The organism is Actinacidiphila yanglinensis (genome assembly GCF_900107965.1).
Lineage (GTDB): Bacteria > Actinomycetota > Actinomycetes > Streptomycetales > Streptomycetaceae > Actinacidiphila > Actinacidiphila yanglinensis.
This window is the reverse complement of the sequence record NZ_FNVU01000029.1, coordinates 26,195-50,911: the sequence shown is the minus strand read 5'-3', so window position 1 is coordinate 50,911 and position 24,717 is coordinate 26,195. Positions and strand designations below refer to the sequence as shown.

Annotated in this window: 22 protein-coding genes and 1 pseudogene; 13 read left to right on the top strand and 10 right to left on the bottom strand. The window is 70.4% G+C overall.

Features of this window, described 5'->3' with window-relative positions; all coding sequences use genetic code 11:
* Nucleotides 1–17 precede the first annotated feature (17 nt).
* A complete protein-coding gene (locus tag C4U44_RS43740) occupies nucleotides 18–299 on the bottom strand; it encodes a MerR family transcriptional regulator (RefSeq protein WP_235032650.1) in 282 nt (93 codons plus the stop codon).
* A 130-nt stretch (nucleotides 300–429) separates the two neighbouring features.
* Between C4U44_RS43740 and C4U44_RS38080 the strand changes: the two genes are divergently transcribed.
* On the top strand, nucleotides 430–1,032 hold the full coding sequence (locus tag C4U44_RS38080; protein WP_235032649.1) for a cation transporter: 603 nt from the start codon (nucleotides 430–432) through the stop codon (nucleotides 1,030–1,032).
* A 985-nt stretch (nucleotides 1,033–2,017) separates the two neighbouring features.
* On the opposite strand, the gene C4U44_RS38075 is transcribed toward C4U44_RS38080, so the two are convergent.
* Nucleotides 2,018–2,236, bottom strand: coding sequence for a hypothetical protein (locus tag C4U44_RS38075; protein ID WP_103890702.1), 219 nt, complete (start codon nucleotides 2,234–2,236; stop codon nucleotides 2,018–2,020).
* Nucleotides 2,237–2,414: 178 nt separating this feature from the next.
* Here C4U44_RS38075 and C4U44_RS38070 point away from each other — a divergent pair, with 178 nt between their 5' ends.
* On the top strand, nucleotides 2,415–3,074 hold the full coding sequence (locus C4U44_RS38070; RefSeq protein ID WP_103890701.1) for a GNAT family N-acetyltransferase: 660 nt from the start codon (nucleotides 2,415–2,417) through the stop codon (nucleotides 3,072–3,074).
* Nucleotides 3,075–3,192: 118 nt separating this feature from the next.
* Here C4U44_RS38070 and C4U44_RS38065 read toward each other — a convergent pair whose 3' ends face one another.
* On the bottom strand, nucleotides 3,193–4,338 hold the full coding sequence (locus tag C4U44_RS38065) for a PP2C family protein-serine/threonine phosphatase (protein WP_103890700.1): 1,146 nt from the start codon (nucleotides 4,336–4,338) through the stop codon (nucleotides 3,193–3,195).
* Between the two features lie 482 nt (nucleotides 4,339–4,820).
* Nucleotides 4,821–5,615, bottom strand: a complete 795-nt coding sequence (locus tag C4U44_RS38060; RefSeq protein WP_146088441.1) for a sialidase family protein — start codon at nucleotides 5,613–5,615, stop codon at nucleotides 4,821–4,823.
* Between the two features lie 887 nt (nucleotides 5,616–6,502).
* Between C4U44_RS38060 and C4U44_RS38055 the strand changes: the two genes are divergently transcribed.
* Nucleotides 6,503–7,384: an alpha/beta fold hydrolase gene (locus C4U44_RS38055; protein ID WP_160145196.1), complete on the top strand. Its 882-nt coding sequence runs from the start codon at nucleotides 6,503–6,505 to the stop codon at nucleotides 7,382–7,384.
* A gap of 380 nt (nucleotides 7,385–7,764) precedes the next feature.
* Here the strand turns inward: C4U44_RS38055 and C4U44_RS38050 are convergent, their stop codons facing one another.
* Entirely contained in the window at nucleotides 7,765–9,189 is a 1,425-nt protein-coding gene (locus tag C4U44_RS38050) for a sulfatase-like hydrolase/transferase (RefSeq protein WP_103890697.1), read from the bottom strand.
* A gap of 343 nt (nucleotides 9,190–9,532) precedes the next feature.
* Between C4U44_RS38050 and C4U44_RS38045 the strand changes: the two genes are divergently transcribed.
* From C4U44_RS38045 to C4U44_RS43380, 7 genes are all read left to right on the top strand, one after another.
* Nucleotides 9,533–10,885, top strand: a complete 1,353-nt coding sequence (locus C4U44_RS38045; RefSeq protein ID WP_103890696.1) for an ABC transporter substrate-binding protein — start codon at nucleotides 9,533–9,535, stop codon at nucleotides 10,883–10,885.
* A complete protein-coding gene (locus C4U44_RS38040) occupies nucleotides 10,882–11,853 on the top strand; it encodes a carbohydrate ABC transporter permease (RefSeq protein ID WP_200823551.1) in 972 nt (323 codons plus the stop codon). Before C4U44_RS38045 ends, C4U44_RS38040 begins: the two co-directional genes overlap by 4 nt.
* A gap of 77 nt (nucleotides 11,854–11,930) precedes the next feature.
* Nucleotides 11,931–12,824 carry a carbohydrate ABC transporter permease gene (locus tag C4U44_RS38035; RefSeq protein ID WP_103890695.1) on the top strand — a complete coding sequence of 298 codons (894 nt, stop codon included), beginning with the start codon at nucleotides 11,931–11,933 and terminating at the stop codon, nucleotides 12,822–12,824.
* A 28-nt stretch (nucleotides 12,825–12,852) separates the two neighbouring features.
* Nucleotides 12,853–13,959 (top strand): LacI family DNA-binding transcriptional regulator, encoded by a 1,107-nt coding sequence (locus tag C4U44_RS38030; protein ID WP_103890694.1) that lies wholly within the window; start codon nucleotides 12,853–12,855, stop codon nucleotides 13,957–13,959.
* Nucleotides 13,960–13,964: 5 nt separating this feature from the next.
* Nucleotides 13,965–14,972: a Gfo/Idh/MocA family protein gene (locus tag C4U44_RS38025; protein ID WP_235032658.1), complete on the top strand. Its 1,008-nt coding sequence runs from the start codon at nucleotides 13,965–13,967 to the stop codon at nucleotides 14,970–14,972.
* 208 nt (nucleotides 14,973–15,180) lie between these two features.
* Nucleotides 15,181–16,245 (top strand): hypothetical protein, encoded by a 1,065-nt coding sequence (locus C4U44_RS38020; protein WP_160145195.1) that lies wholly within the window; start codon nucleotides 15,181–15,183, stop codon nucleotides 16,243–16,245.
* A gap of 3 nt (nucleotides 16,246–16,248) precedes the next feature.
* Nucleotides 16,249–18,150 carry a polysaccharide lyase family 8 super-sandwich domain-containing protein gene (locus tag C4U44_RS43380; RefSeq protein WP_103890691.1) on the top strand — a complete coding sequence of 634 codons (1,902 nt, stop codon included), beginning with the start codon at nucleotides 16,249–16,251 and terminating at the stop codon, nucleotides 18,148–18,150.
* Nucleotide 18,151: 1 nt separating this feature from the next.
* On the opposite strand, the gene C4U44_RS38010 is transcribed toward C4U44_RS43380, so the two are convergent.
* From C4U44_RS38010 to C4U44_RS37990, 5 genes are all read right to left on the bottom strand, one after another.
* Nucleotides 18,152–18,391, bottom strand: coding sequence for a helicase associated domain-containing protein (locus C4U44_RS38010; protein ID WP_103890690.1), 240 nt, complete (start codon nucleotides 18,389–18,391; stop codon nucleotides 18,152–18,154).
* A gap of 32 nt (nucleotides 18,392–18,423) precedes the next feature.
* Entirely contained in the window at nucleotides 18,424–18,954 is a 531-nt protein-coding gene (locus tag C4U44_RS38005) for a hypothetical protein (protein WP_146088440.1), read from the bottom strand.
* Nucleotides 18,951–20,396, bottom strand: coding sequence for a C2 family cysteine protease (locus C4U44_RS38000; RefSeq protein WP_103890688.1), 1,446 nt, complete (start codon nucleotides 20,394–20,396; stop codon nucleotides 18,951–18,953). The genes C4U44_RS38005 and C4U44_RS38000 overlap by 4 nt, the downstream gene beginning before the upstream one ends.
* Entirely contained in the window at nucleotides 20,396–20,725 is a 330-nt protein-coding gene (locus tag C4U44_RS37995; protein ID WP_103890687.1) for a hypothetical protein, read from the bottom strand. Before C4U44_RS37995 ends, C4U44_RS38000 begins: the two co-directional genes overlap by 1 nt.
* A 932-nt stretch (nucleotides 20,726–21,657) precedes the next feature.
* Nucleotides 21,658–22,860 carry an IS110 family RNA-guided transposase gene (locus C4U44_RS37990; RefSeq protein ID WP_103890686.1) on the bottom strand — a complete coding sequence of 401 codons (1,203 nt, stop codon included), beginning with the start codon at nucleotides 22,858–22,860 and terminating at the stop codon, nucleotides 21,658–21,660.
* A gap of 467 nt (nucleotides 22,861–23,327) precedes the next feature.
* Between C4U44_RS37990 and C4U44_RS43375 the strand changes: the two are divergent.
* The 3 genes and pseudogenes from C4U44_RS43375 to C4U44_RS37980 form a co-directional block, all read left to right on the top strand.
* A pseudogene (locus tag C4U44_RS43375) lies at nucleotides 23,328–23,435 on the top strand (helix-turn-helix domain-containing protein); the annotation flags it as partial.
* Between the two features lie 33 nt (nucleotides 23,436–23,468).
* Nucleotides 23,469–23,888: a TetR-like C-terminal domain-containing protein gene (locus C4U44_RS37985; RefSeq protein ID WP_265737362.1), complete on the top strand. Its 420-nt coding sequence runs from the start codon at nucleotides 23,469–23,471 to the stop codon at nucleotides 23,886–23,888.
* Between the two features lie 80 nt (nucleotides 23,889–23,968).
* Complete coding sequence (locus C4U44_RS37980) at nucleotides 23,969–24,388, top strand: DUF4260 family protein (protein ID WP_103890684.1); 420 nt, start codon at nucleotides 23,969–23,971, stop codon at nucleotides 24,386–24,388.
* Nucleotides 24,389–24,717 lie beyond the last annotated feature (329 nt).

Sequence of the window (24,717 nt, the reverse complement as noted above, 5' to 3'; positions counted from 1 at the left end):
CGGTCCATTGACGGAAATCAGCACGTGCTCCGGTGATCACGGCGTGAGCATGGCCAGGTTCGCCCAGCGAGCAGGACCGTGGTGCGGTATCCCGAGGCGGTCCGCTCGGCCGGCAGCAGCCCGGTGTCCTCGTAGAAGCGCAGCGTCGTGGCAGGGACGCCGCAGCGCTCGGCGAGCTGCGATATGCGGTAGGTCGTCAAGGCCCGACGCTGAACCTTCGACTCGGCTGGAAGGTCAAGCCCGCACGGGCACACGCCCGCGGCCCGTGCGGAGGCGGCACTGCGGCGCCCGCCGGCCATGCCGTCCTTGGCCTCGGACCTGAAGGGGGAACCGGTGACGGCTTGAGGGGGGCAAGGAGGCGTTTCGTGTGCCGCTGTCGGGCACTGGCCGGAGTCAGCGTTGACCCTTCCTCCTGGGAGGATGCCTGTCGTGATCGAAAATCCTGCCGCAGCATCACCGGACAACGCCCGCTTGCTGCGGCGGGGCTTTGCACTGGAATGGATCACCCTGGCCTGGAACGTGATCGGCATCGTCGTGCTGGCCTTCGCCGCGCTCGGCGCCCGTTCGGTGGCGCTGGCCGGCTTCGGTCTGGACTCTCTGATCGAGATCGGCGCATCCACGGTGGTGATCTGGGAGCTGTCGGGCACCGGCGAAGACCGCCGGCGCAAGGCCATGCGTCTCATCGGCGCCGCGTTCGTGGCGCTCGCGCTCTACCTGCTGGTCCAGTCGACGTGGCTTCTGGCCGCCGGGCACCATGCCCACCACAGCGCGGCCGGGATCGCCTGGACCGCGGTCACCGCGGTGGTGATGTTCGCCCTTGCTGCGGGCAAGGCCCGCACGGGAGCGGCCCTGGGCAACCCGGTCCTGGAGACCGAGGGCCGGGTCACGTTCATCGACGGCCTGCTGGCCACCGCCGTCCTGCTCGGCCTGGTCATGAACGCGGCCTGGGGTCTTTGGTGGGCCGATCCGCTGGCTGGATACGTGATCGTCTACTACGGGATCAAGGAAGCCCGTGGCGCCCTCACCCACTAGGACACGCTGCCGAGCTCAGTGATCGTGGAGACCGCACTGGTGCGGTGGGGCGACAGGCACGTCGACTGCGGGAAGCGGGTGACGGACGGGTCGGGCTGCCGGCAGGTCGGACTGGGTTCCGCAGCGGTTCCGACCGGTCGGAACCGCTGCGCGCCGCCACTTCCTGACACCGTAGTCCGGCCACGTGGTGTGGCCGGCCCGGTCGCGGGCATGCGACCTGATGGCCCCGAAGGGCGCCAACGTCCCCTCGGGGACCGGCGGCAACGCCGCCCGGCAGCGCCCGGCCGTCCACCCCCCGGACGGTCGGGCGCCCCGTCTCCCCGGTGCTCAACCCGCTGCAGGGTCACTGCCTGAACCGAACACCGGCACGTGTGGCCGGTGACGCGCTTGCTGAGGCCTTGGTGAAACCGGTGGCCGCAGCGAGGTGCGGACGGACGCGGGTGCGTGTGGTCTTCCTTTCTCTCAGGGCGGCGGGAGTGGCGCCTGCCGAGCCGGCCCCGGTCGCGGCCGGCGCCGGGCCCGCTCATGGGCGACTGGCGGGGCGGGCCGAAAGCGACTGCTGGTTCTTGCTGTCGTGGGTGACCAGGGAGCTTCAGCTCTCCCGGGAACCTGTTGGTGCTGCGGTGATCTCGCCGACGGGTGGAGCGTGACTCACGTCCAGTTGGGGGATCTTCCGCTCCCGTACGAGGGACGGCGGACATGCAGGCCGGTGACATGGGGAGGGGGTTGACGCCATGCCGGCTTCGCCGAACCGATACGAGGAGAACCTGCCGTGTACCGCACCACCGCGCTTGCCAGCGCAGTACTGGCCCTGGCCGTCAGCGCCATCGTCACGGGTAGCGCCCACGCTGCCGCTCCCGCTGGAGGCAGCTTGTCCGGGCCGCCGGTCACCGTCATCCAGTGTGAGGAAGGCGGTGGTTTCGTGGCCACCGACATCGCTACGCGCTTGACTTCTGCGCCGGCGGGGACTTCGACGGACGGTACGTCATCTGGCTGTAGGCCCCGGTCGGCCCGCGTGCCCGCGTCGCTTGCCGGTCTGGCTGGGGAGGTGGATCTGCGGCCGGTACCGCCACGTGCCGTTGGTCTCCCGCTGCCGGCTCTGCACTGCGGCGTAGGGGTGCTGCCCGTCGGGGAGGGCGACGTCGACCGGCGGGGCGTCGGCCTGCGGCAGGGGAGTTGGCTGCTCCTGGTCGTGGGTGCTCATCCCACCAATCTGGTTCGATGTTTTGTTCGATTGCATGTGTTGAACGCCTCCCGTGCCGCTGCCCTGCCGCTGCGTCCGGTGCTACTGAGGTTTGACCGGTGCGCGTGGCGGCGGGTGGGTGATCTGTCCGGGCTGAAAATCGTGTGACCTTGGTCGTGCCGCGCCTGGACAATGACTCATGCTGACTGATCACTGGCCCCTGCTGGGGCTGCGTCTGAACACTTCCCGCCTGGAGTTGCGGCTGCCCTCGGAGGAGGAGCTGGGTCAACTGGCCGATCTGGCGGCCGAGGGTGTTCACGAGCCTGACCGGATGCCGTTCATCGTGCCCTGGACCGATCTGCCGCCCGCTGAGCGGGCGCGCTCGGTGGTGCAGCATCACTGGCTGCGGCGGGGGAACTGGGTCCCGGACAACTGGGCGCTGAACCTCGCTGTCTTCAAGGACGGCCGCCTCGTCGGTCTGCAGGAGATCACCGCTCGTGACTTCGCGGTGCTGAGGCAGGTCAGCACGGCCTCCTGGCTCGGTGTGCGCCATCAGGGACAGGGGATCGGAACCGAGATGCGCGCCGCGGTCCTGCACCTGGCCTTCGCTGGTCTGGGCGCGCTCGAGGCGCTGTCGGGCGCCTTCGAGGACAACCCCACTTCCTTCGCCGTCTCCAAGAAGCTCGGCTACGAACACGACGGCGTGCAGCAGTACAACATCCGCGGCCTGCGGGCGACGATGCGACGCCTGCGGTTGCCCCGCGCCCGGTGGGAGACGCACCAGCACGGGTCCACCATGGTCACCGGCCTCGAACCCTGCTTGCCGCTCTTCGGCCTGCCGGGCGAGGCAGCGCGCTGAACGCTGGAAGCAGCGCTGGTCAAACTTCAGTGGCACCGGACGGCGATCAAGGTTCGGCTGCGCTTGCTCCGACGGGTGGGTGGGCGGCCCTCGAGCCGGGGGCTTGGATGCTGCGGTCTCAGGCGACTCGCTGGAGGGCGAGCATCACGATGTCGTCGCTGAGTCCGGCGGTGTACTGGGTCAGGTCGTTGCGAATGTCTTCCAGCAGGGCGGTGGGGGTGTCGCGGGTCCTGTGGGCGAGGCGGTCGGCGAGCGGGTAGAAGGCGCCCTCGGGGTTGCGGGCCTCGATGACGCCGTCGGTGTAGAGCAGCAGGATGTCGCCGAGCGCCAGGTCGTAGCTGTCGACGTGGTGGCTGCTCCGTCCGAGGTCGCCGAGGCCGAGCGGCAGTTCGGGCACGTCCGGCAGCAGCGGGATGACGCGGTCGCCGCGGATGAGGATCGGCGGTGGGTGTCCGCAGTTCGCGATGCGCACGGTGCTGGCGTCGTCGGCGATGTCCACGATGACGGCGGTCACGAATCGCTCCAGGAACTCGGTCTCGACGGGGCGGGAGTCGATGGTGCCGGGCGCGCCGTTCTCCTCCAGGTCGACCAGGTCGTAGCGCAGGCCCTGGTCGAGGTAGCTCGGCAGGGACTCCAGCGGCACGCCGGAGCGTGCCGAGACCCGGAAGGTGCTCAGCAGCAGTCCTACGACCTCGACGGCCGCCAGGCCCTTGCCCTGGACGTCGCCGACGAGGACACGGATGTTGCCTCGCTCGTCGACGCCGGCGGCGTAGAGGTCGCCGCCGATCGCCGCCTCCTCCTCCGCGGCCAGGTACATCGAGGAGATCGTTACCCGCCCGAGCCGGCCTGGCAGCGGGCGCAGCAGGGCCCGCTGGGTGGCCTCGGCGACCATTCTGACCTTGGCCAGTTGACGCTCGCGGCGCGCGCGGATGCGTGCGGCCAGCACGGCCCCGGCGCCGACCAGCACCGCGCTCGCCAGCAGCACGGGGAAGTTCGCGGTGCCGAGGATGCTGTTGTCCGCGGAGGCCCAGATGACCGCGCCGACGGTCAGGACGCTGAGCATCAGGACGTCGAGCGGGCCGAGGAACACCGCGGCCAGAGCCGGCACCGCGACCAGCAGGCCGCCGATACGGATCCTGTCGCTGCCGATCAGGTCCACACCGAGCAGCACGGCGAGGGACACGAGCGCGGCAGTGAGCAGGATCGGCCGGGACTTCCATGTCCTCCCACCGACCGGCCGCCCGTCGGCGCCGCTCGATTTCATGTCTCAAACGTACCGCCGCGCCCCCGACCATCTCGGCCGGCGGATCAAACACAGGACGGTTCGATCGACATCACTACCGCAGGTCGCGGGCTTGGAACGCTGGAAAGCAGCGGGGGAGTGCAAGCAGGTGAGCAACCACCCGGTTGCTCACCTGCTTGCACCCGGATCGGGACGTAAGGGCGTGGAACGGCGTGGAATGGCCAGGAATGGGGCAACCCGTGCGGTCAAGGGGCGGTCTGGGGGAGTCGGGCGCCGTGGAACGGGCGACGATCTGATGGGGCCGGGAGATTCCTCGGGGCCAGGTGTCACACGGGAAGATCGGCCGCACCTGGGGAAGGGGACGGTGCGGCGTAGGCGGGCGGCAGGGCGAGGGGTCCAGCGCTGATTTCTGCCCCCGGCGGGCCCTGCCCGGTCCGCTGGCCGCCGCTGGTTGCGTCGGCCGGGGGAAGAGGGCGGCGCCGGGCTGTCGGTGGCTCAGGCTGTTAATCCGGAGCGACGGTGCAGATCTGCGCGCTTCCGCTGCGGGTGTCGGTCCACACCGGGTGGACGTCGTCGTGGAGGCCAGCGGCAAGGCCCTGATAGTTGCCGAGCCAGGGGGTGGCGCCGGTGCCGACGGCCTTCAGGGGATCGAACGGGGCGGAGGTGATCTTGACCGGTGGCAGGAACCGCAGCGCCGACACGACGGATCTTCCTGTCGGGGTGCGGAACAGCAAGACCTCGATGAGGTGCGTGCGCAGATCCAGGGCGTAGACGGTGACGGCCAGCCGTCCGTCGGCGCCCGCGGCGATCTGGGGCTGGAGGTAGACCGTGTCGGTGCCGGCGGCGGCCTCCACGGCCGGCTCCCACCGTCCGCGGCCGCTGCCGGTTGCCGTGAGCAGGCGGGAAGTCCCGTTCGCCTCGTCGAAGGTCGTTACCGCGGCGCAAAAGCCCCGGCCGCCGGGGAGCGCGGTCAGTGCGGGCCCGCTGCGCGCCGACAGCGGGCTGAGGTCGGGGGCGGTCTCCTCCACCTCGGCCAGGATCTGTGCCGGACCGAATGTGACGCCATAGTCGGTGGAGGAGAGCACACGCACAGCCAGCCCGCCCGAGGAGGCGGGGGTGGTGAACGCCACGCTGAGGCTGCCGTGCCCGGCGGCCGCGAGGACGGGTGAGGACGCCTGCGGCCCTGCGGCCGGATCCAGCGGACGTGGCGGCTCGAACGTCCGTCCCCCGTCCAGGGAGCGGGTCAGGACCAGCCCGTCGGCGTCGGTGCCGTACAGGCGCCCCACTACATAGAGCACGGCGTGTGGGGTGCCTGGGCGGGCCCCGACACCTGTCCAAGGGTGGTCTGCCAGTCCGCCGTCGCCAGGGATCGCCGTTACCGGGGCGCGGAAGCGGTCTTCTCCCGCAGCGAGGCGCCAGACCAGTGCGTCACCCTGCCGGGTCGTCCCAGAGGCTTGCACGGCGCAGACGTACGCGTTGCCCGACGGATCGAAGGACACGGTGGCGTTGCCGCAGGCATCGGGTACCAGTCCAGGCAACTTCCCCATAGCCTGCCAGGCCGACCCCCCGTCGTGAGAGGTGTAGGCGGCCACACCGATGCGCGAACCGGTGAAGACCCTGCAGGCAACGAGCAGGTGCCGGGGATCGCACGGGTTAACCGCGATGACCGGTTCGATGTGGGCGCTGAAACCGTCCCGGGTGACCTGGAGGTTCATCTCTTTCCCCTTGGGCTGCCGAGTGCCGCGGGCCGGTGCGGCCGCGGCGGGCATCGCCCTGGCCAAACCCGCTGCCGCCGCGCCGGCAAGAGCCGCCGCCGTCCGGCGTGACACGTTGTACCTGCGACCACTCACCGCAGTTCTCTCTTCCTCAGAGCCTGACCGGGCTCCCCTGGTGCTGGACGCCGGCCCCGAGCCCACCCACAGAACTGGCCGCGACCGGTGGTTCCCTGATTCTCACGACCCCGCCGCCGGGCGACATCAGCATGAAGAATGAACCCGCACCCCACCGCGCGCCGCGCCAACCACGCGCCCTCATCTGCCTGTAGGCCAAAGAACCCAGGCCGGCCCCTCCCTTCCCGGCAGACCCGTGCCCCCTACAACGGGAGAACGGGACCGGACCGGTACGACCCCCCGCCCTTTTCCCAGTCCAGGCGCGGCGCCTGGACCCGCGCGCCGAGGTCTTCGCCGTGGACCGTGGCCTCGCCAGGCCTCGGCAGCGGGGTGCCGGCCTCGATGAGGCCGCGGCTCAGCTTGTAGCAGCGCTGCCAGGCCCGGCACCAGGACGGGACGCTCGCCTACCGCGAGATCGGACCGACCGCAGTCCCCTGCTGCTCCTGCACCGCTTCCGCGGCGCGCTCGACCACTGGGACCCGGCGTTCCTGGAGGTCCTCGCGAACCGGCGACGCGTGATCGTCTTCGACAGCGCCGGCGTCGGCTACTCCGACGGAAAGCCGGCTGACACCGTCCGCGGCATGGCGGATGTCGCCGTGTCCTTCCTTGACGCCCTCGGACTGCAGAAAGTAGACCTGCTGGGCTGGTCCATGGGCGGGTTCGTCGCACTCGACCCGGCCCTGGAACACCCCGAACGGGTACGCCGGTTGGTCGTCGCCAGCAGCGGAGCGGGCGGCGTTCCCGACAACCCCGGTCCGGATCCGCGAGTCCCCGACCACGCCATGCGCGAGCACAACGACGACGAGGACTTCCTCTTCCTCTTCCACCCCGAGACCGAGACCGGCCGGACCGCGGGACTGGCCTCCCTGCGCCGGATCAACCGGCGCCTTTCCGGCTCCGGGCAGGACGCATCGGCACCGGCGCGCGAAGCCCAGATGCAGGCCATCACCCAGTGGAGCAGCGGCATCAACTCGACCTGGAACCGGCTCACCGACCTCACGATGCCGGCCCTGTTCGCCAACGGCGCCCACGATGTGATGGAGCACGCCTACCAGACCTACGCCATAGCCCGCTCCGTCCCCGACTCCAAGACGATCATCTACGGAGACGCAGGCCACGCATTCCTCTTCCAGCACCCGGACGACTTCGGCGCCGAGGTCCTGCGCTTCATCGACTGACCGACCCGGACGCGACCGCCGCACCGCCCACCGCACCACGCCGGCGTCCGGCCGCATCAACGCGGTCCGGACGCCGCCCCCAGCACCTCGGCCCGGCCGATTGCGTACGGTTCTACCGCGGCCTGGCGGAGGGTCGCCCCTGCTCCGGCGGGCGGTCGGCGCCCTGACCAGCGGCTCGCCCCGCGGTGACCGGGTATTCGTCCAGGGTGCGGGGCGACGCCTCGGGCAGGGAGGGGAGCCGCCGCGGTGGTCACGAACACCTCGAAGCCGCCCCCGGTCGGCACCGCACCCGGATGCGTCCTGCGGACGGTCCGGGGCGTCGGCGAGGTCGGCAGCTCCATCTCGCGGCCCTGTCGTGCATCGCGGGCAGCCGGTCCTGCTCACGTTCCCGGGGGCGGGTCGAAGGCGGTCGCGAGTGAACCAGGGATGACCGGGGTGCGCTGGCCGGCGCCGGAGACGGGCAGCCGGGCACCGTCGAGAGTGGGGTCGACGTAGCGGGCGAACCATTCGTCGAGGCGGGCGGCCAGGTCGGCGCGGGTGCGGGCGTGGTCGGGGGCATCGGCGAGGTTGCGGTCCTCGCCGGGATCCGCGGCGAGGTCGTACAGCTCGTGCGGTCCGTGGGGGTAGCGGTGGACGTATTTCCAGTCGCGCGTGCGGATCATGCGGACGGGGCCGTACTCGTCGTAGACGACCACGCGGTCGTGGCCGGAGGCGTGATCGGCGTCCGCGAGCAAGGGGGCGAAGGAGCGGCCCGGCAGTTCGGGGTCAGGGAGGTGGTCCAGCCCGAGGTGGTCGACCAGGGTGGGCAGCACGTCGTACTGCGACAGCAGGGCGTCGCAGACGCGCCCGCCGGGTATGCGCCCCGGCTGCGCGGCGATGAAGGGCACCAGCACCGAGCTGTCATACATGTTCTGCGGGAAGGTGCCGTTGCCCTTGCCCCAGATGCCGTGGTGGCCGGCGTTGAAGCCGTTGTCGCTGGTGAAGACGACCAGGGTCGATTCGGTCAGGCCGAGTGAGTCGAGCCGGTCCAGGACGCGGCCGATCGCGGCGTCCATCGCGGTGGTCGCCGCGAAGTAGCCGATGAGGGCCTGCCGGGTGTCGCGTTCACCGCCGACCGGGGAGCCGTCGTCGGCGAAGGGCTGCCAGGGGTGCGGAGTGCCCTGCGGGCAGGTCTCGAAGGCGCAGTCCTCGTACAACGCCGTGTAGTGGCTGGGGTGTTGGCCTTTCCAGGGCTTGTGGGGCGCGGTGAAGTGCAGGGAGAGGTGGAAGGGTTCGGGCCGTTCGGCCTCGGCGGCGAGGAACCGCTCGGCGTCCGCGGCGAGGGCGTCGGTGAGGTAGTCGGGTTCCTCGGTGCGCACTCCGTCGCGGTACATCGGCGCGCCGCGGTACGGGCCGCCGCCGCTCTCGTGGGCGTACCAGTGGACGAAGCCGGGGCGGGGCCGGTCGTTGGCGCCCAGGTGCCACTTGCCGCTGAGGCCGAGCCGGTAGCCGGCCGTGGCGAGCAGGTCGGTGAAGAGGGTCCGGCCGGCGAGGAAGTCGACGCCGGTGCGGCCCGCGTGGTGGTAGGAGAGCCAGTCGTGGACGCCGTGCTGGGAGGGCAGTTGGCCGGTGAACAGCGAGGCGCGGGCCGGTGAGCAGACCGGCGAGGTGCAGAAGAAGCGGTTGAGGAGTACGCCGTTCGCTGCCAGCGCGTCCAGCCGCGGGGTGTGGATCTCGTGGTTGCCCGCGCAGCCCATCGCCCACGGGCCCTGGTCGTCGGAGAGGATCAGCAGGACGTTGGGGTGGTCGGGATCGTGGCTGGCCATGGCTCTCCATGTGGCGTGGGCGTGGCGCGTGGGACGTACCGGAATCCGATGCGGGGCGGGCGCCGGATCGACCGCCGCCGGGCCCCGGACACTCGGCCCCCGGACGCCTCACATGCTCAGCGCCGACGGCGGGTCAGTCAATCGCTGTGAGGATATGAATCGCGGATGAATCTTTGGGCGGTTCACTGTAGTGCGTGAAACATTCCTGCAATGATTCACGAAATTCGCGAGTCATCTGCAATTCATACCCTCAAACACCGCTTGTTCTCCCCGATCTCCTGAGGCAATCATATGGTCACGCTTTCCCCGGTCCCGGGGTGACCGTCACCCGAGGAGTACAGGTATGTCCGCTGCCAGACAGTCCACGGATGCCGCAGAGACCGGCCGTCCCTTCTCCCGCCGTGCCGTCCTCGGCGCTGTCCTCGCCACGGCCGCCGGTCTCACCGCTGCCTGCGGCTCCGGCTCCGGCTCGGGCGGGGGCGGCGCGGACTCGTTCACCTACTGGTCGATGTGGAAGCAGGACGAACCCCAGGCCAAGGTGCTCAAGGCCGCGATCGCCCAGTTCACCAAGGACACCGGCATCAAGGTCAGCGTCCAGTGGAAGGGACGCCAGGTCATCCAGCAGCTCGCCCCCACCCTCAACACCGGGAGCGTTCCCGCCGACCTCGTCGACTCCTCCGACCGCTTCGCCTACGCACAGCTCCAGGCCACCGGCCAGGCCCTCGACCTCAGCCCGGTGCTGGAACTGCCGATACCCGGGGAGACAGGCAGCACCGTCGGCAGCGTCGTACCTGCCAAGTACCACTCCCTCAGCACCACCGCCGGCACCCTGTGGCAGCTCCCCTACGAGATCATCACCACTCAGATCTGGTACGACGGCCACGCGCTGCCCGATGTCGCCGCCAAGCCTCCCGCCACCTGGGCGGAGTTCAGCACACTGCTGGCCGCGCGTAAGGCGTCCCGTGGCGACGGTCCGCTCGCGCTGGACGCCGATGTCCCCGACTACGCCGCCTACTGGACGTACTACGCGGTGCTGCGCGGCCTCGGCCCCGGCGCCTTCGGCAAGGCCGCCACCGACAAGAGCGGCGCACTGCTGAAGGCACCCGGCTTCGTCGACGCGCTGCGCCACGTCGAGGCACTCGTCAAGGCCGACGACTTCACCAAGGGGTACGACGGCTCCAAGTGGCCCGCCGTCCAGCAGAAGTGGGCCAAGGGCAAGTCCGACTTCCTGCTCCTGGGCACCTTCGCGCCCAGCGAGACCTCGACGTTCGCCTCCTCCGCCTTCACCTACCGCTCCTTCCCGTTCCCGGCCCTCACCTCCGGCGGCGACACCTCCCAGGACATCTCCCTCATCGGGTTCTCCATCCCGAAGAAGGCCCGGCACGCCGCTGCCGCACAGAAGTTCATCGCCTACTTCCTCGCCAAGGAACGCCTCCAGGGCATCGCCACCCAGGCCAAGAACATCACCCCGCGCGCGGACATCGCCGCCCCCGCCGAACTCGCCGACGCGCAGAAGGCACTCGCCACCGGGAACGTCGTCAAGACCCTGGACGGCGTCAAGGAGACCGCCGCCGAGTGGTACACCAAGGTGTTCCTCCCGCTGAACACCAGCTTCCTCACCGGCCACCTCACCGCGCAGTCCTTCGCGAACAAGCTGGCGGGCAACTCCGCGTCCTACTGGAGGACGGCCTCGTGACGGCCACCGACACACTGCGCCCGGGCCGAGCCGCCCCCGCCGCCCGGCGGCGCACCACCGCCGGGCCGGGCGGCATCCGGCACAGCCCGCTCACCGCCCGCCGCCGCAAACTCTTCTGGCCGCTGGTGCTGCCCGCGGCCGCGGTGTATGTCGTCTTCTTCGCCGGCCCGTCGCTGTTCACCCTCTGGCTGAGCCTCAACAAGTGGGCCGGCGCGGGCCCCATGACCTTCACCGGCCTGGACAACTACCGAAGGCTCCTGCAGGACCCGACCTTCCGCCACTCCTTCACCAACACCCTCTGGATCATCTTCGGCGCGGGCGGGCTGACCTTCCTGGTCTCCTTCGGGCTGACCATGGTGCTGCGTGACATGAAGGGCCGCAAGGCCGCCCGCTCCATCCTCTTCTTCCCCAACATCGTCCCCAGCGTCGTCATCGCCATCCTGTGGGGCTTCCTCTTCCAGCAGGGCGGCCCGGTCGACTCCGTCACGAAGGGCACCGGCCTGCCGGCCACCAACTGGCTCGGCCAGGAGAACCTCTTCAAGGTCATCATGATCGGCCTGGTGTGGACCTCCACCGGCTTCTACACCACCATCCTGATGGCCGCCGTCGACCAGATCCCGCCGGAGTTGTACGAGGACTGCGAACTGGCCGGCGCCAACGCCCTGCAGAAGTTCCGTCATGTCACCCTGCCGCTGATGTGGGACGTGGTCGGCGTGTGCGCGGTGCTGTGGACCATCTCCGCGGTGAAGGTCTTCGAGTTCATCTACGCCTTCGCCGGTGCCGCGGGCCAGATGCCCGACACCGGCGTGTGGAACACCGCTCTGTACACCTACGGCGAGGCGTTCGCGTCCGGCGGCGTCCCCCGCTACGGCTCCGCAGCCGCCAGCGCCGTCGTCATGCTCGCCCTCGTCGGCGTGCTCGTCGTCCTGATCCGCCGCTTCATGCGCCGCGACTCCGTGCAGTACTGATCCGCCCCCAGCAGTCCTGGACGGCCCCCACCCGACCCCGAACCTTCCGCACACCTCAGACATGGAGACCATCCCCGATGGCTGTCGCCAGTCCCGGCCGCTCACCCGGCCGCTCACCCGGCCCGCTCGCCCGCCGGCTGCGCCGGCTCACCACCGGCCGGCTGCTTGGCGTCCCCCTGGTCTGGCTGTTCGCCGCCTTCAACGTTTTCGTCGCCCTGTGGCTGCTCCTGTCGTCCGTGAAGACCTCCGACGCGATCTTCAGCTCGCCCTGGCGACTGCCGCACACCCTCAAGTGGGGAAACTACGCGCGGGCCTGGACCAGCGGCCAGTTCGGCCACGCCGCGCTCAACACCGTCGTGGTCGTGGGCGGCACCGCCCTGATCACCGTCCTGCTGGCCGCGCCCGCCGCCTACGCCCTCAGCCGCATCACCACCCGAATCAACTCCGTCCTGACCCTGTCCTTCGCCCTGGGCCTGGGCATCCCCGCCCAGATGGCGATGCTGCCGCTGTTCGTGTTCATGAACCGGCTCGAGCTGGTCAACAGCCTCTTCGGCCTGATCGTCGTGTACGTGGCGACCTCGCTGCCGTTCGCCGTGTTCTTCCTCACCGGCTTCTTCGCCACCCTCCCGGTCGAACTGGAGGAGGCCGCCGCACTGGACGGCGCCACACCGCTGCGGACCTTCTGGCAGATCATGCTGCCGATGGCGCGCGGCGGGCTCGTCACCGTACTGATCCTCAACATCATCCAGCACTGGGGCGAGACCGTCTTCGCACTCGTCTTCATCCAGACCACCGACCACCAGACCCTGTCGCTGGCGCTGCTCGGCTTCCTCCAGCAGATGCAGTACAACGGGGCCGACTGGGGAGGCCTGTTCGCCGGTGTGGCTCTGGTCGTCCTTCCCGTACTGGCCTGCTACGTATGGCTGGGCCGTCGGATCATCGAGGGAATGACTGTCGGTTCCGTCAAGTGAACCGAGCCGCATGGGAATTGAGGACATCATGACCGGAGCCCACGACCTGAAATTCCGTCAACTGGCCGCCGAGCTCAGGCAGCAGATGCGCCAAGGCGTCTGGCCCTCCGACGGTCGGCTGCCCACCGAGAAGGAACTCGCCGCCAGCAGCGGTACCTCGGTGAGCACGGTGCGCCGCGCCGTCGACGAACTCGTCGCCGAGGGCCTGGTGGTCCGGCGGCAGGGCTCGGGCACCTTCGTGGTCCCGCCCAGCGCCCCTGGATCCGGCCGCGCCCTGGTCGGCGTCAGTGTCCCCGACACCGCCTTCTACTACCCGAAGGTCCTGCGCGGCATCGAGGAGACCCTGTCCGCCGCCGGCGCCCGGCTGCTGTTCGCGTGCTCCGACTACGACCAGAAGCGCGAGGACAAGGACGTACGGGACATGCTGGAGGCCGGTGTCGACGGCCTGCTCCTCGTCCCCACCCTCAACGGGCCCGAACCGGCCCGGGACTACCTCGCCCGGCTCGCGGCGCTGCCCGTGCCGACCGTCCTGGTCGAGCGGCGCGACGCCTCACTGGAAAGCACCAACGAATACGTCTGCACCCACCACGAAGCCGGCGCCTACGACGCGGTCCGCCACCTCGCCGGCCTCGGCCATCAGGCGATCGGCCTGGTCCTGCGCCACCCCAGCCCCACCTCCGGCCCGGTCGCCGAGGGCTTCCACCAGGCGGCAGGCGAACGCGGCCTGGCCACCGTGGAGTTCCGCGCCGCCCGCCAGGAGTGGAGCCCCGCCGCGGCCGAGCGTTGCCTGGCCGCACTGCGCGACGCCGAGGTGACCGCCGCCGTCTGCTTCGGCGACCGGCAGGCCGCCCTCCTGCTCGGCGCCGCCCGTCGCGCCGGGCTCACTGTCCCGGGCGACCTCGCCCTGGTCGCCTACGACGACGAGATCGCCGAAGTCGCCGACATCCCGCTGACCGCCGTCGCACCGCCCAAACGGCAGCTCGGTCAAGCCGCGGCACGCACCCTGCTGCGACGCCTGGAGAACCCCCAACTAGCCGGCAGCCGGGTCCTGCTGCGCCCGACCATCATCGTCCGGCAGTCCTGCGGAGCCACGCAGCACACCGGGACCATCACCTCCGAGGAGAGCACCACGTGACCGACATGAGACTCGGCCTGATCGGTGCCGGCGCCGTGGGCGTGCTGCACGCCGAAGCCGCTGCCACCACCCCCGGCGTGCGGGTCACGGCGGTCTGCGACCTCCTCGCCGAGACCGCGCGGCGCGTCGCCGGGCCACTGGGCGCCGCGATCTTCACCGACCACCGCGAACTCATCGCCTCCGGTGCGGTGGACGCCGTCGTCGTCAACACCCCGCACGCCCTGCACACCGACATCGTCATCGCCTCCGCGGCAGCCGGCCTGCATGTGCTGGTGGAGAAGCCCATGGCCACCCGCACCGCGGACTGCGCCCTCATGGCGAGCGCCTGCGCGGACGCCGGAGTGGTCCTGTTCGTCGGACACATCCAGCACTTCCTGCCCCCGGTCGCCGCCGCCAAGGCTGCCCTCGACACGGGGGTTGTCGGGGCCGTGCGCGCCGTCCACGACTGGCGCAGCACCGACTACCGGCCCGGCACCCGTCCCGCGTGGTTCTTCGACCCGGCCGTCTCCGGCGGCGGCGTCTTCATCAACATCGGCACCCACTGCGTGGACCGGCTGCTGTGGCTGACCGGCCGCCGTCCCGTCGCTGTGGCGGCCACCGCCGTCCACCGCGGGGACCTGGCGGTGGAGACCGACGTCCTGGCCCGCCTGGAACTGGAGGGCGGGATCGCCGGACACATCACCGTCACCAGCACCCAACTGCCCGCCCGCGACGAACTCACCGTGATCGGCGAACACGGCACCATCCGCGTGGCACGCGGCAGCGGCGCCGTGCTCCACCCGGATGACGGCGCAGGACCAGTCGTCCTGGCCGAGGAGACCTCCGCCGACGTCCCCACCGCGTTCCTCGACCAACTCGCCGCGTTCGCCGCGGCCGTCCGCGGCGAACAACCCCCCGCCGTGCCCGCCTCCTACGGCCTCCAGATCATCGAGACCGTCGAGTCCGTCTACGCCTCATGCGCCGCGGGCGGACAAGTCGTCACCCTGCCACCGGTGGCGGCACCCGCTCCCTGAGCCGCACGAAGTGCCCTGCGGGCAGCCGGCGTTCAGCACGCTCGGCCGCCCGGACACGGACGGGCGGGAAATGGCCCGTCCGGCCGCCGCGTACAGCTGCACCGCACCCGCGCCCGCGCCCAGACACGCGCCCGCGCCCGGCACCGCCCGGCACCGGGGCGGTCCCGCTGACCCACGCCCCTGGAAACCCCCTCACCGTGGAGGCACCATGCACGACACCCCTGCAGGACACCTCGGCCGACGCGGATTCCTGACAGCGGCCGCCCTCGCCCTCGGCGGTCTGGCGGGTGCGGTCCAACTCGGCCCGGGCGCCGCACCCGCCCGGGCGGACGACGCGTACGCAGCCCTGCGCGCCTTGTGGGCCGAGATCGTCACCGGCGGCGCCATCAACCCCACCGACGACACCTACACCACCGCACTGAAGGACCTGTCCACCAGCGCCACCGGCCTGTGGAACTCCCTGTCCGCCGACACCACCGCGAACAGCCTGTGGCCGAGCCTCACCCTCACCACCCCGGCCAACATGACCAGCAGCTACAAGCAGTTGGCGACCATGGCGACGGCGTACGCCACCCCGGGCACCACCGCGACCGACGGCACCGGACGCGCCCTGTACGGCAGCGCCGCGCTCGGCGCGGCCGTCGTCACCGGCCTCGACTTCCTGCACACCCAGGTGTACAACGCGGACACCGCCGAGTCCGGCAACTGGTGGGAGTGGGAGGTCGGGTCACCCGAGGCCCTGACCACTGCGGCCGTCCTCGTCCACCCGCTGCTCTCCACGGACCAGCTGGACGGTTACCTCGCCGCGGTCGACCACTTCGTCCCCGACCCGACCTTCAACAAGTACGGCTCCACCCGGTCGGTCTCCACCGGCGCCAACCGCGTGGACCTGTGCCAGGTCGTCGCCGTACGGGGCATCCTCGGCGGCAGCAGCGAGCGCCTCGCCACGGCCGTCGCGGCGCTGTCCGACACCTTCCCCTACGTCACCTCCGGCGACGGGCTGTACGCCGACGGTTCCTTCGTCCAGCACACCGACATCCCCTACACCGGCACCTACGGCATGGTCATGCTGCGTGACCTCGCCGCCCTCTTCCAGCTCCTGGCAGGCTCCAACTGGGCGATCACCGACCCGGCATCCGCCCACGTGTACACCTCGGTCGACAGCTCGTTCCGGCCCTGGATATGGAACGGGCTGTGCATGGACGCGGTGCGCGGCCGGGCCGTGAGCCGCCCGGGCGAAACCGACTTCGAGGACGGCAACCTCGTCATCTAGTCCGTGCTGCGAGCCGCCGCGTCCGCCCCGACCACCGCGCAGGCCGACCACTTCAAGAGCCTGGCAAAAGGCTGGATCACCCGCGGCGAGGCGTACGCACCGTACGCCGACACCGCGACCATCCCGGCGATCGCCCTGGCTCAGCCGGTCCTCGACGACGCCTCGGTGACAGCTACCGCTGAAGCCGCCGGGCACGTCCAGTTCCCCTCGATGGACCGCGCCGTGCACCGCCGGGACGGCTGGGCGTACGCCCTTGCGATGTCCTCGGCCCGCGTCGCCCGCTACGAGTCGATGAACGGCGAGAACCTGCACGGCTACCACACCGGCGACGGCATGGGCTACCTCTACCTCCCCACCGACCCGGCGCACTTCACCGACGCCTACTGGCCGACCACCGACCCGCACCGCCTGCCCGGCACCACCGTAGAGACCCTCGCCCTCGCCGACGCGGCCGGCGCAGCCACCCTCCCCACTGCCACCTGGGTCGGCGGGGCGAGCCTGTCGGACACGTACGGCTGCGCGGGCATGGACTTCCAGCAATACGGCTCCACCCTGACCGCCCGGAAGTCCTGGTTCTTCCTGGACGACTCGATCGCCTGCCTCGGCGCGGGCATCAGTGGGGGCAGCGGCGGCGAGGTCGTCACCACCGTGGAGAACCGCAACCTGCACGCGGACGGCGGCAACACCCTCACCGTGGACGGCACGGCCCAACCCGACACACTCGGCTGGACGGACACCTTCACCGCGGCCTCCTGGGCCCACCTGGCGGACGTCGGCGGCTACCTCTTCCCCGGCGGCGCCACCGTCCATGCCGCCCGCACCGCGCGCACCGGCGCGTGGAGCGACATCAACACGATATCCGGCACCACCGACACGCTCACCCGCCGCTATGTCTCCCTGTGCCTGTCCCACGGCGCCGTGCCCGCCGCCGCCTCCTACGCCTACGTGCTGCTGCCCGGCTCCACCAAGGAACACACCGCCTCCCGCGCCGCCGCTCCCACCGTTACCGTGCTGGCCAACACCGCCTCCGTCCAGGCGGTCCGTGACAGTGCCAGTGGCGTCATCGCGGCGAATTTCTTCACGGCGGGCTCCGCCGGCGGCATCACCGTCTCCGCGCCCTGCTCCGTCATCACCCGGCAGAGCGGCGGCCAGCTGGTGGTCGGCGTATCCGACCCGTCCCGCGCGGCCGCCACCGTCACGGTCCGACTCGTCCTCGGCGGAACACTGATCAGCGCCGACGACGCCGTCACCGTCACGCAGTCGGCGCCCACCCTCACCCTCGCCGTCGACCTGTCCGGCGCGGCCGGCGCCACCCGCGAAGCCACCTTCACCCTCACCTCCGCGACCCTGCCCGCGATCGCCGACGGATACGTGCGGGACGGTTCCTATGCCGCGACCGGCTTCGGCACCGCCACCACCCTGGTCGTCAAGAACGCCACCGGCAGCGGCTACACCCGCCAGTCCTACCTGGCCTTCGACACCTCAGCCGTCCTCGGCACGATCAGCGCCGCCACCTTGTCGGCCTACGGCTACGTCTCCGACAGCGGCGGCGACACCACCCAGCTCACCGCCTACGCCGTCGCCGACATCACCTGGACGGAGTCCACCCTGACCTGGGACACCAAGCCCGCCCTCGGTGCCGCCCTGTCCACCGCCACCGCCACCACGACCAAGGCCAACCTCGACTTCGACGTCACCGCCCACGTCCCTGCCACCCCGACCCGCCCCCTCTCCTTCGCCCTCGCCGAGGACACCCCGGGCCTCGCCGTCATCCTCACCTCCCGCGAGAACCCCACCACCCCGCCCACCCTTCACCTCGACCTGACCGCCCCCGGGGCCAGCTCGCACGCGACGCAGCGCTCCCCGCGCCGTAGGCGTCGCCATCCACGAGGAGGACGTGCGTGACCTAGGCGCCCAGCACGAGGACGGTCACCTGCCGGGGACGAGTCAACACAGATGCGTTGCCCAGCTGCTCCTGAGCCCAGGGCGTGTCGGGTGCGTCGAGTTCGGCTCGTCGTCCGGGGGTGAGCTTGTCGGCTCTGCGGTGGGTGTTGCCGAGGAACTGCCCGATCTTGTGGGGGACGCCGTCGATGTCCGCGATGCGCTTGCGGGGGACGTGGAGGTGGCCCACCGGGCTGCTCGGCATCGCGCCCGGGCACGCTCACGACACCGACCACCTCAGGAGGTCGACGGGGATGCGGTGGCCGGGGTGCTGGGGATGGTCACGACGGGGGTCGGGGGTGGGGTGGGAAGCGGGTCGGCCTGGAGGTCCATGGCGTCGTGGTCGGGGTTGGGCATGCGCCAGATCTTGAGGACTTTGACGCGGATGCCGTACTCGGTGATGACGTCGCCGGCCTTGACCAAGTGCCAGTCGGACTGCGAATCGTCCCGTTCCAGGGCGTCCTGTTCCAGGGCGAGTTCGGCTTCGTGGGGGCCGGGAGCGGGCTTGATGAGGTCGCTGGTGACGACGTTGAAGGCGACGCTGCGGCCGTCGGGGAGCTGGATGCCCCCGGTGTGACCCATCGGGTTGCCGTCCGGCACGACGACGATGCGCTGCACGTCGGCCTTGTGCGCCCCGAGCGGCGGCGGTTCCGCGTCGTTCGCGCTGGGGCCGTCTGCCTGGTGTACCAGAACGGCGACGAGGATGCCGACGGCGACGGCGCCGGCGGCCCCCACGGTGATCCACCGGGAGCGGCGCATCGCTCTCACGCCCTCGTCTTCGTGGAGGAGACCTCGCGGAAGTACTGCTGGTACTGGCTCTCGGTCACCGTGACCGTCGCCGGCACCGGCGGGTTCATCTTCTCCGAGTTGCGGCCCCACGGGTTGAACAGGGTGATCGTCGGCGGGTGGGCCTCGGTGTTGACGCTCTGCACGGAGTACTCGTGTTCGCCGACCAGGCGATCGTCGACGGAGTTGAGGTGCGGCACGCTGTCCACGGTGACCGCGTGGCCCTCCTTGATCTTCTGGTTCATGTCGGCCAGGGACATCGAACCGGGCGTCGTCAGGGTGGTGGGCAGGCCGGTGATCTCATGCATGCCCTGGTCTCCCAGGCCGCCGCTGATGTTCTGGTAGCCGCCGCTGAACTGGGCGTAGGCCTTCTCGTAGATCGCCACCCACATCACGTTGTCCGGGGTGGGTGCGTAGACCGGTTTGCCGGAGTGGTCGACCGGCAGTTGGTTGTCGACAGTCACCTCGACCGGTTGGCCGGTGAGGCCGTCGATGTTCGGCACCGGGGCACGGTAGAGGGTGACCGTGTAGGTGCCGTTGGGGTTGACCTTGATGTGGTCGCGCACGAAACCGGGGTCGCGGGCAGAGACGGCGGCGAGCGAGGCGAGGAACCAGCAGTCCCCGTCATCGCCCTGGCTCATGTCCTTCGGCAGGTCGATGTCGCCGCTGGGCCCGTAGAGCGTCCCGTCGATCGCCTGGTACTTCAGGTTCTTGACGTAGTCGGTGTGGAGGTTCGGCTGCCACGGCAGGTGCGTGAGGGTGCTTTGCATGCGGGCCAGAGTGGTGGGGCCGAGCTCGGAGGTGAGCAGGTTGACCCACTGCGCCTTGACCGTGCCGTCGGAGTCGCCGGCGCCCCAGAAGGTGCTGCCCTCGCCGACCTGGGCGTTGAGCTTCTTCAGCTGGTCGACGCTCATCCGGGACATGACCGCGTCGAGTTCGGTCGGGGTCAGGGAGGAGAAGCGCTTGAGCACTTCCTTGGCGCCCTGCGCGGAGTTCTCCCACAGGAAGCCGCCGGAGTCGTCGATGTGGTCGTCGAAGTACGCCAGCGCGTCGTCGATGTTCTTCTTGTCGGGCGCCTTCTCGTCGTCGAAGTCGAGGCCCGGGTCGATGCTGTAGCCCTGCTCCTCCAGTGTGTGCACGCGGTCCAACTGGGCGCAGCGGCGCCGTATCGAGTCGGCGGTCGTGTCGAGTTCGGCGTGGAGCGAGGCGGGCAGCCCGGCGTAGAGCAGCGGCAGGACCTGCGGTATCAGTGCCTCCAGTACCGGGCTCTTGCTGGCCGGTTGTGCGCCCTTGAGGAGGGCCTGCGCGTCGCGGAGCACGCTCGCGAGTTCGCCGTGGAGGGTACGGGCGCCAGGGCCGGCGTTCTTCATGTCGCCGGCCATGGTCCGGATCTTCGCGGTGTCGAAGCCGTGGAAGTCGCCCATCAACTCCCGCCCGCCCGCTGCTTGGCGGCGCCCTTGACTGCTTCGTCCTCCAGCCGGCCGGCCTCCGCCTCCCACCGTGCCACGTCCGCGAGCAGGTCCCGCGCCATCGTGCCGAGGCTGCGCTGGCGCGCGGTGAGCGTCTGGGTGGTGGCGGTGGCGTACGGCCCGGTCCAGATCGGCGGGCTCGCCGTCGCCTGGCCCACCGTCTTGTCCAGGTACGGGCCCAGGGCTCCCGCGATCCGGCGTGCCCGCGTGGCGCACGTACGAAGCTGCCCCGCGCGCTCCTTCTTCTGCGCGGGCGTCTCGTCCGGCGCGGCGTGGTCTCCCATGCGTCCCCCCGGGACTCTTCGACGATGATCCGTCGCGAGTCTATGACAGGGCGATTCGGGAGGGTGACGCGGCGTGCGCGGTCCGTGGTGGAGAAGGGGCCACGGGCGGGTGGAGCGGGGAACCGGGTCTCGGATGGCGCTGGTTGCGCCTGCGATCGAATCGCCTGACGTGGCAGCACCTGGCCGCGCACGGCTTGGATCTCTGCGGCGAGTCTTCGAGCGGTACGCCAGACGGTGGCCTTCTCCAGCCCGGTCGCCACGGCGATGGCGGCATAGGTGGCTGGCTGGGGCGCCGCCCGCATGCGGATGATGGACGCGTGGGGTGTGAGGGTGCGTGCAGGTCTTCTGGGTGGAGCGCTGGTTGTGTGCAGTTGTTTCGTTGGGTTCTTGATGATTCGGCGTGGTCAGCTGATGCCAGCCTGGCCGGTTGTGTCGTCTCCTGTCAGCGGGGCGTACAGGGCGGCGCACATGGGCCGGCCCGGGTCCCCAACGGGATGCCCGGGTCCGGCCCTTCACCCAAGTGCGGCTACCAGCACATCCCCAGCGCGTCGAGTTCCGCGCGCCGCTTCTCGATCAGCTTGTTGGCCCGCCGCCTGCAGTTGCCGACGAACTGCCCCGGCCGGTGCTGCGCTCCGTCGATCTCTTCGATGAGTTTCCTCAGTACGCGGAGGTGTCCTTCGCGGGTGTAGAACTGCTACGCGGCCAGCGGGGGTTGGCCGCCGACCTGTCCGCCTGCGTACGAGGCGCTGGCGGCCTGTCCTCCGCCGTCGCGGGGGTGAGGTAGAGCATGTTGGCGAGCATTCGCGCCTGCGCGGGTAGCAGCTGCTTCCAGCCCATCCGCTGTACCCGCTTGCATCCACGTGCCCAAGTCCTCGCCTTGGACCGTGGTCTGCCCCGGGGTGGAGGGGTGGGGGGTGCCTCTATGTCTTTCGTCAAGCGGGGCGTGGGGTTCTGGGTTCGTAGAAGGTGCCGTCGCGGAGCATCGCGAACAGCACGTTGATCCGCTGGCGGGCCAGGCGGAGGAGGGCCTGGGTGTGGGTTTTTCCTCTGGCCCGGCATCGGTCGTAGTAGGTGCGGGAGGCGGGATCGTGCAGGGCGGCGAACGCGGAAAGGAACATCGCGCGTTTCAGTTGCCGGTTGCCGCCTTTGGGTGCGTGTTCGCCGTGGATCGAGGTTCCCGACGACTTGGTGGTCGGGGCGAGGCCGGCGTAGGAGGCCAGGTGGGCGGCGGTGGGGAAGCTGGTGCCGTCGCCGACGGTGACGAGCAAGGTGGCGGCGGTCCTGACCGCGACCCCCGAGATCGAGGTCAGGACCGCGGAAAGAGGGTGAGTCTCCAGCAACTGTCCGATCTGGGCTTCCAGGGCTCGCCGCTGTTCGTGGACGGCCGCGAGCGAACGGGCCAGCGACGGGATCACGAGGTCGAGAGTGCCGGTTCCCGGGACCACGACGGTCTGCTCGTCGAGCGCATCGAAGACCTCGTCGATCAATCGCTGGGCCATGCGCGGAGCCCTGGGCCGGATCACCTCAACCAGCCTGCGACGACCGGCTTTCCGCAGCGCGGCCGGGGAACCGTGGCGTTCCAGCAGCCAGGTAACCGCGGGGTGGTCCAGGCGCGGCCCGAGGACGCGTTCCAGGCTGGGGTGGAACTGGGTGAGCAGGCCGCGTATCCGGTTGGAGGTGCGGGTCGCCTCGGCCGCCAGGTCCTGGTCGAAGCCCACCAGAACGGTCAGCTCGGCGGTGATCTCGTCGGTCAGCTCCAGCGAGCGCAGGGTGTGCGGCATGGTCCGGGCCGCGTCGGCGATCACTGCGGCGTCCTTGGCGTCGGTCTTCGCCTCGCCCGGGTAGAGGTCGGCGATGCGCCGCATGGACAGGCCGGGCAGGTAGGCGACCTTGCAGCCGGCGTCCCGGGCGACCGTGAGCGGGAGTGCTCCGATGGAGGCTGGCTGGTCCACGATCACCAGGACGGTGCCGAACTTCGTGGCCAGCTTGTCGAAGACGGCCCGCAGCTTCGGCTCGCTGTTGGGCAGCTGCTTGTCGAAGACCGTCTTGCCGGCCGGGGTGAGGCCGTGCCCGTGGTGGGCGCTCTTGCCGACGTCCAGGCCGAGGAAGACTCCTACTTCGTCGATGTCGTCCAACCCATCCTCCCGAACGGGGTTCGTGCGGTGCTGGCCAGGGCGTTGGCGTCGTATGCGCGCATCCACGTTATGCAGACCTGCCGCCCGCAAGCGGCCGGGCGTTGCACCAGGCCAGGCGGTAGTCGGACTTCTCATCAGCGTCTCCAACGGCGCCTCTCGGGCCCGGTGACACCACCCCCCAGGTCATGCCTTCGACAGGGGGGACCAGCCATGCCGGGCCCGGAGGCCAGCGGTCCTCTTGCAGGACCGCGAAGAAGATAACGGGGGTGTGGTGCGCGCTATTTTCGCTGCGCTGGTTGCGTATATGGGGGGGTGCTGTCAACTCTGGGTAACGCAACGGCTGTATCGAAATGCGGTGCGGCGGCCCGCCCCCGGCCCTGAGGAGCAGTTCCCGTGACCGGTCCCGCGCGCAGAGGCCGTCCTCGTAGTGAGGGTGCCGACGGACGAATCCTGCGGGCGCTCATGACGTATTGACGGAGCGGGGATACGACGGGTTCGCCATCGATGAGGTGGTTGCCCGTGCCAGCGTGGCCAAAACGACCCTGTACCGCAGGTGGCCGAGCAAGGACCACTTGCTCGTTGCGCTCGTCGCGCGGATTCAGGACGAGGTGGAGGTCGCCGACACCGGTGACATCCGGCGCGACTTGACCGTATACCTCACCGCCGTCGCGACGGGCCTGGACCGGATGCGCCGTGTCGGCCGGGACGGCGCGGGGGAGGCCGACCGATCGGCCGGGGTCGTCGCCGAACTCGTGGCGGCCGCCGCCCGGCACCCGGATGTGGGCGACGCCGTTCGCGGGATGTTCGCCCGGCGCAACGCTCTGCCGCTCCGCCCGCTCGACCGCGCCCGCGAACGCGGCGCGCTGCCCACCGGCATCTCGTCGGAAGTGGTCTTCGACCAGCTGGCCGGAGCCCTGTACTACCGGCTCCTGATCACCGGGGCGCCGATCGGCGCCGACTACGTGCAGGAGCTCGTCGACCAGGTACTGAGCACGGCCACTACCGCCTCCCACCCAGACGGGACCTGACGATGTCCGCTACTTCTTCCTCCTCCGCCCCCTCACCCGCCGCATCCGTTGCGTCCGGACCGCAGCCCGGGAGTGAACCCATGGCGTCCCCAACCCGTCATGACGCTGCCTGGAGTTCGGCCTCGGGCCTGGTCCGTGGGGCGTGGTCGCTGCTCGCCGTGTTTGTGCTGGCCTGGACCGTGCTCGAGATGGTCAACCATGGCGGCGGGGCGATTGCGCTGGGGATTGTGGGCTTCATCGCTCCTGACCTGATGCTGTTCGTCGGGCGGGCGGCGCCGCACGAAGCTGGGCAGCTCGCACGCGGCAAGGTGGCTGCCTACAACCTCGTCCACCGGCCGATCGGCCCAGTTCTGGGGCTCGTCGTCGTCCCCTTCTTGCCGGGCGACGGGCCAGGTGCCAACGTGGGGTTGTTCACCTTCGTACTCGGCTGGCTGCTGCACATCGCTTCTGATCGGGCGCTCGGCTGCGGAGTGCGAACCGCCGACGACCGGCGGCGCTGACCGACTGTGATCGGGCGTGCTGGCGACAGCCGTTGCGCGTCAGCCACTTCGGTGTGTCGGTGACAAGGTCGTGTGGTGTGGGCTGGTGCGCTGTCATGAGGTGACGGCGCGGCTACTGTTCGGCAACGAGCATCTGATGTCTGGCTGTCTTGGGAGTGGCTGTTCATGCCAGGAACTCACCGATGCCCGTGGAGTCCCACACTGAGGCAGGCACCAGTCGACGAGTACGAGGTCGAACTCGCCCATCGCCTGCCCGAGGGCCGCTGCCAGCCCCGCCGCTGCGCCCTCCGCGCCCGGAGTGACGGTGCTCGCGGAGGGCGAGGACCCGA

What these genes read in the sequence shown, in the direction of transcription:
- C4U44_RS38065 (WP_103890700.1), bottom strand. Translation starts at nt 4,338, where the DNA reads ATGAAATCGAGCGGCGCCGACGGGCGGCCGGTCGGTGGGAGGACATGG.
- C4U44_RS38020 (WP_160145195.1), top strand. Translation starts at nt 15,181, where the DNA reads ATGCACGACACCCCTGCAGGACACCTCGGCCGACGCGGATTCCTGACA.
- C4U44_RS38050 (WP_103890697.1), bottom strand. Translation starts at nt 9,189, where the DNA reads ATGGCCAGCCACGATCCCGACCACCCCAACGTCCTGCTGATCCTCTCC.
- C4U44_RS38010 (WP_103890690.1), bottom strand. Translation starts at nt 18,391, where the DNA reads ATGCCGAGCAGCCCGGTGGGCCACCTCCACGTCCCCCGCAAGCGCATC.
- C4U44_RS38070 (WP_103890701.1), top strand. Translation starts at nt 2,415, where the DNA reads ATGCTGACTGATCACTGGCCCCTGCTGGGGCTGCGTCTGAACACTTCC.
- C4U44_RS37980 (WP_103890684.1), top strand. Translation starts at nt 23,969, where the DNA reads ATGGCGTCCCCAACCCGTCATGACGCTGCCTGGAGTTCGGCCTCGGGC.
- C4U44_RS38075 (WP_103890702.1), bottom strand. Translation starts at nt 2,236, where the DNA reads ATGAGCACCCACGACCAGGAGCAGCCAACTCCCCTGCCGCAGGCCGAC.
- C4U44_RS38035 (WP_103890695.1), top strand. Translation starts at nt 11,931, where the DNA reads ATGGCTGTCGCCAGTCCCGGCCGCTCACCCGGCCGCTCACCCGGCCCG.
- C4U44_RS43740 (WP_235032650.1), bottom strand. Translation starts at nt 299, where the DNA reads ATGGCCGGCGGGCGCCGCAGTGCCGCCTCCGCACGGGCCGCGGGCGTG.
- C4U44_RS38025 (WP_235032658.1), top strand. Translation starts at nt 13,965, where the DNA reads ATGAGACTCGGCCTGATCGGTGCCGGCGCCGTGGGCGTGCTGCACGCC.
- C4U44_RS38045 (WP_103890696.1), top strand. Translation starts at nt 9,533, where the DNA reads ATGTCCGCTGCCAGACAGTCCACGGATGCCGCAGAGACCGGCCGTCCC.
- C4U44_RS38030 (WP_103890694.1), top strand. Translation starts at nt 12,853, where the DNA reads ATGACCGGAGCCCACGACCTGAAATTCCGTCAACTGGCCGCCGAGCTC.
- C4U44_RS38000 (WP_103890688.1), bottom strand. Translation starts at nt 20,396, where the DNA reads ATGGGCGACTTCCACGGCTTCGACACCGCGAAGATCCGGACCATGGCC.
- C4U44_RS37995 (WP_103890687.1), bottom strand. Translation starts at nt 20,725, where the DNA reads ATGGGAGACCACGCCGCGCCGGACGAGACGCCCGCGCAGAAGAAGGAG.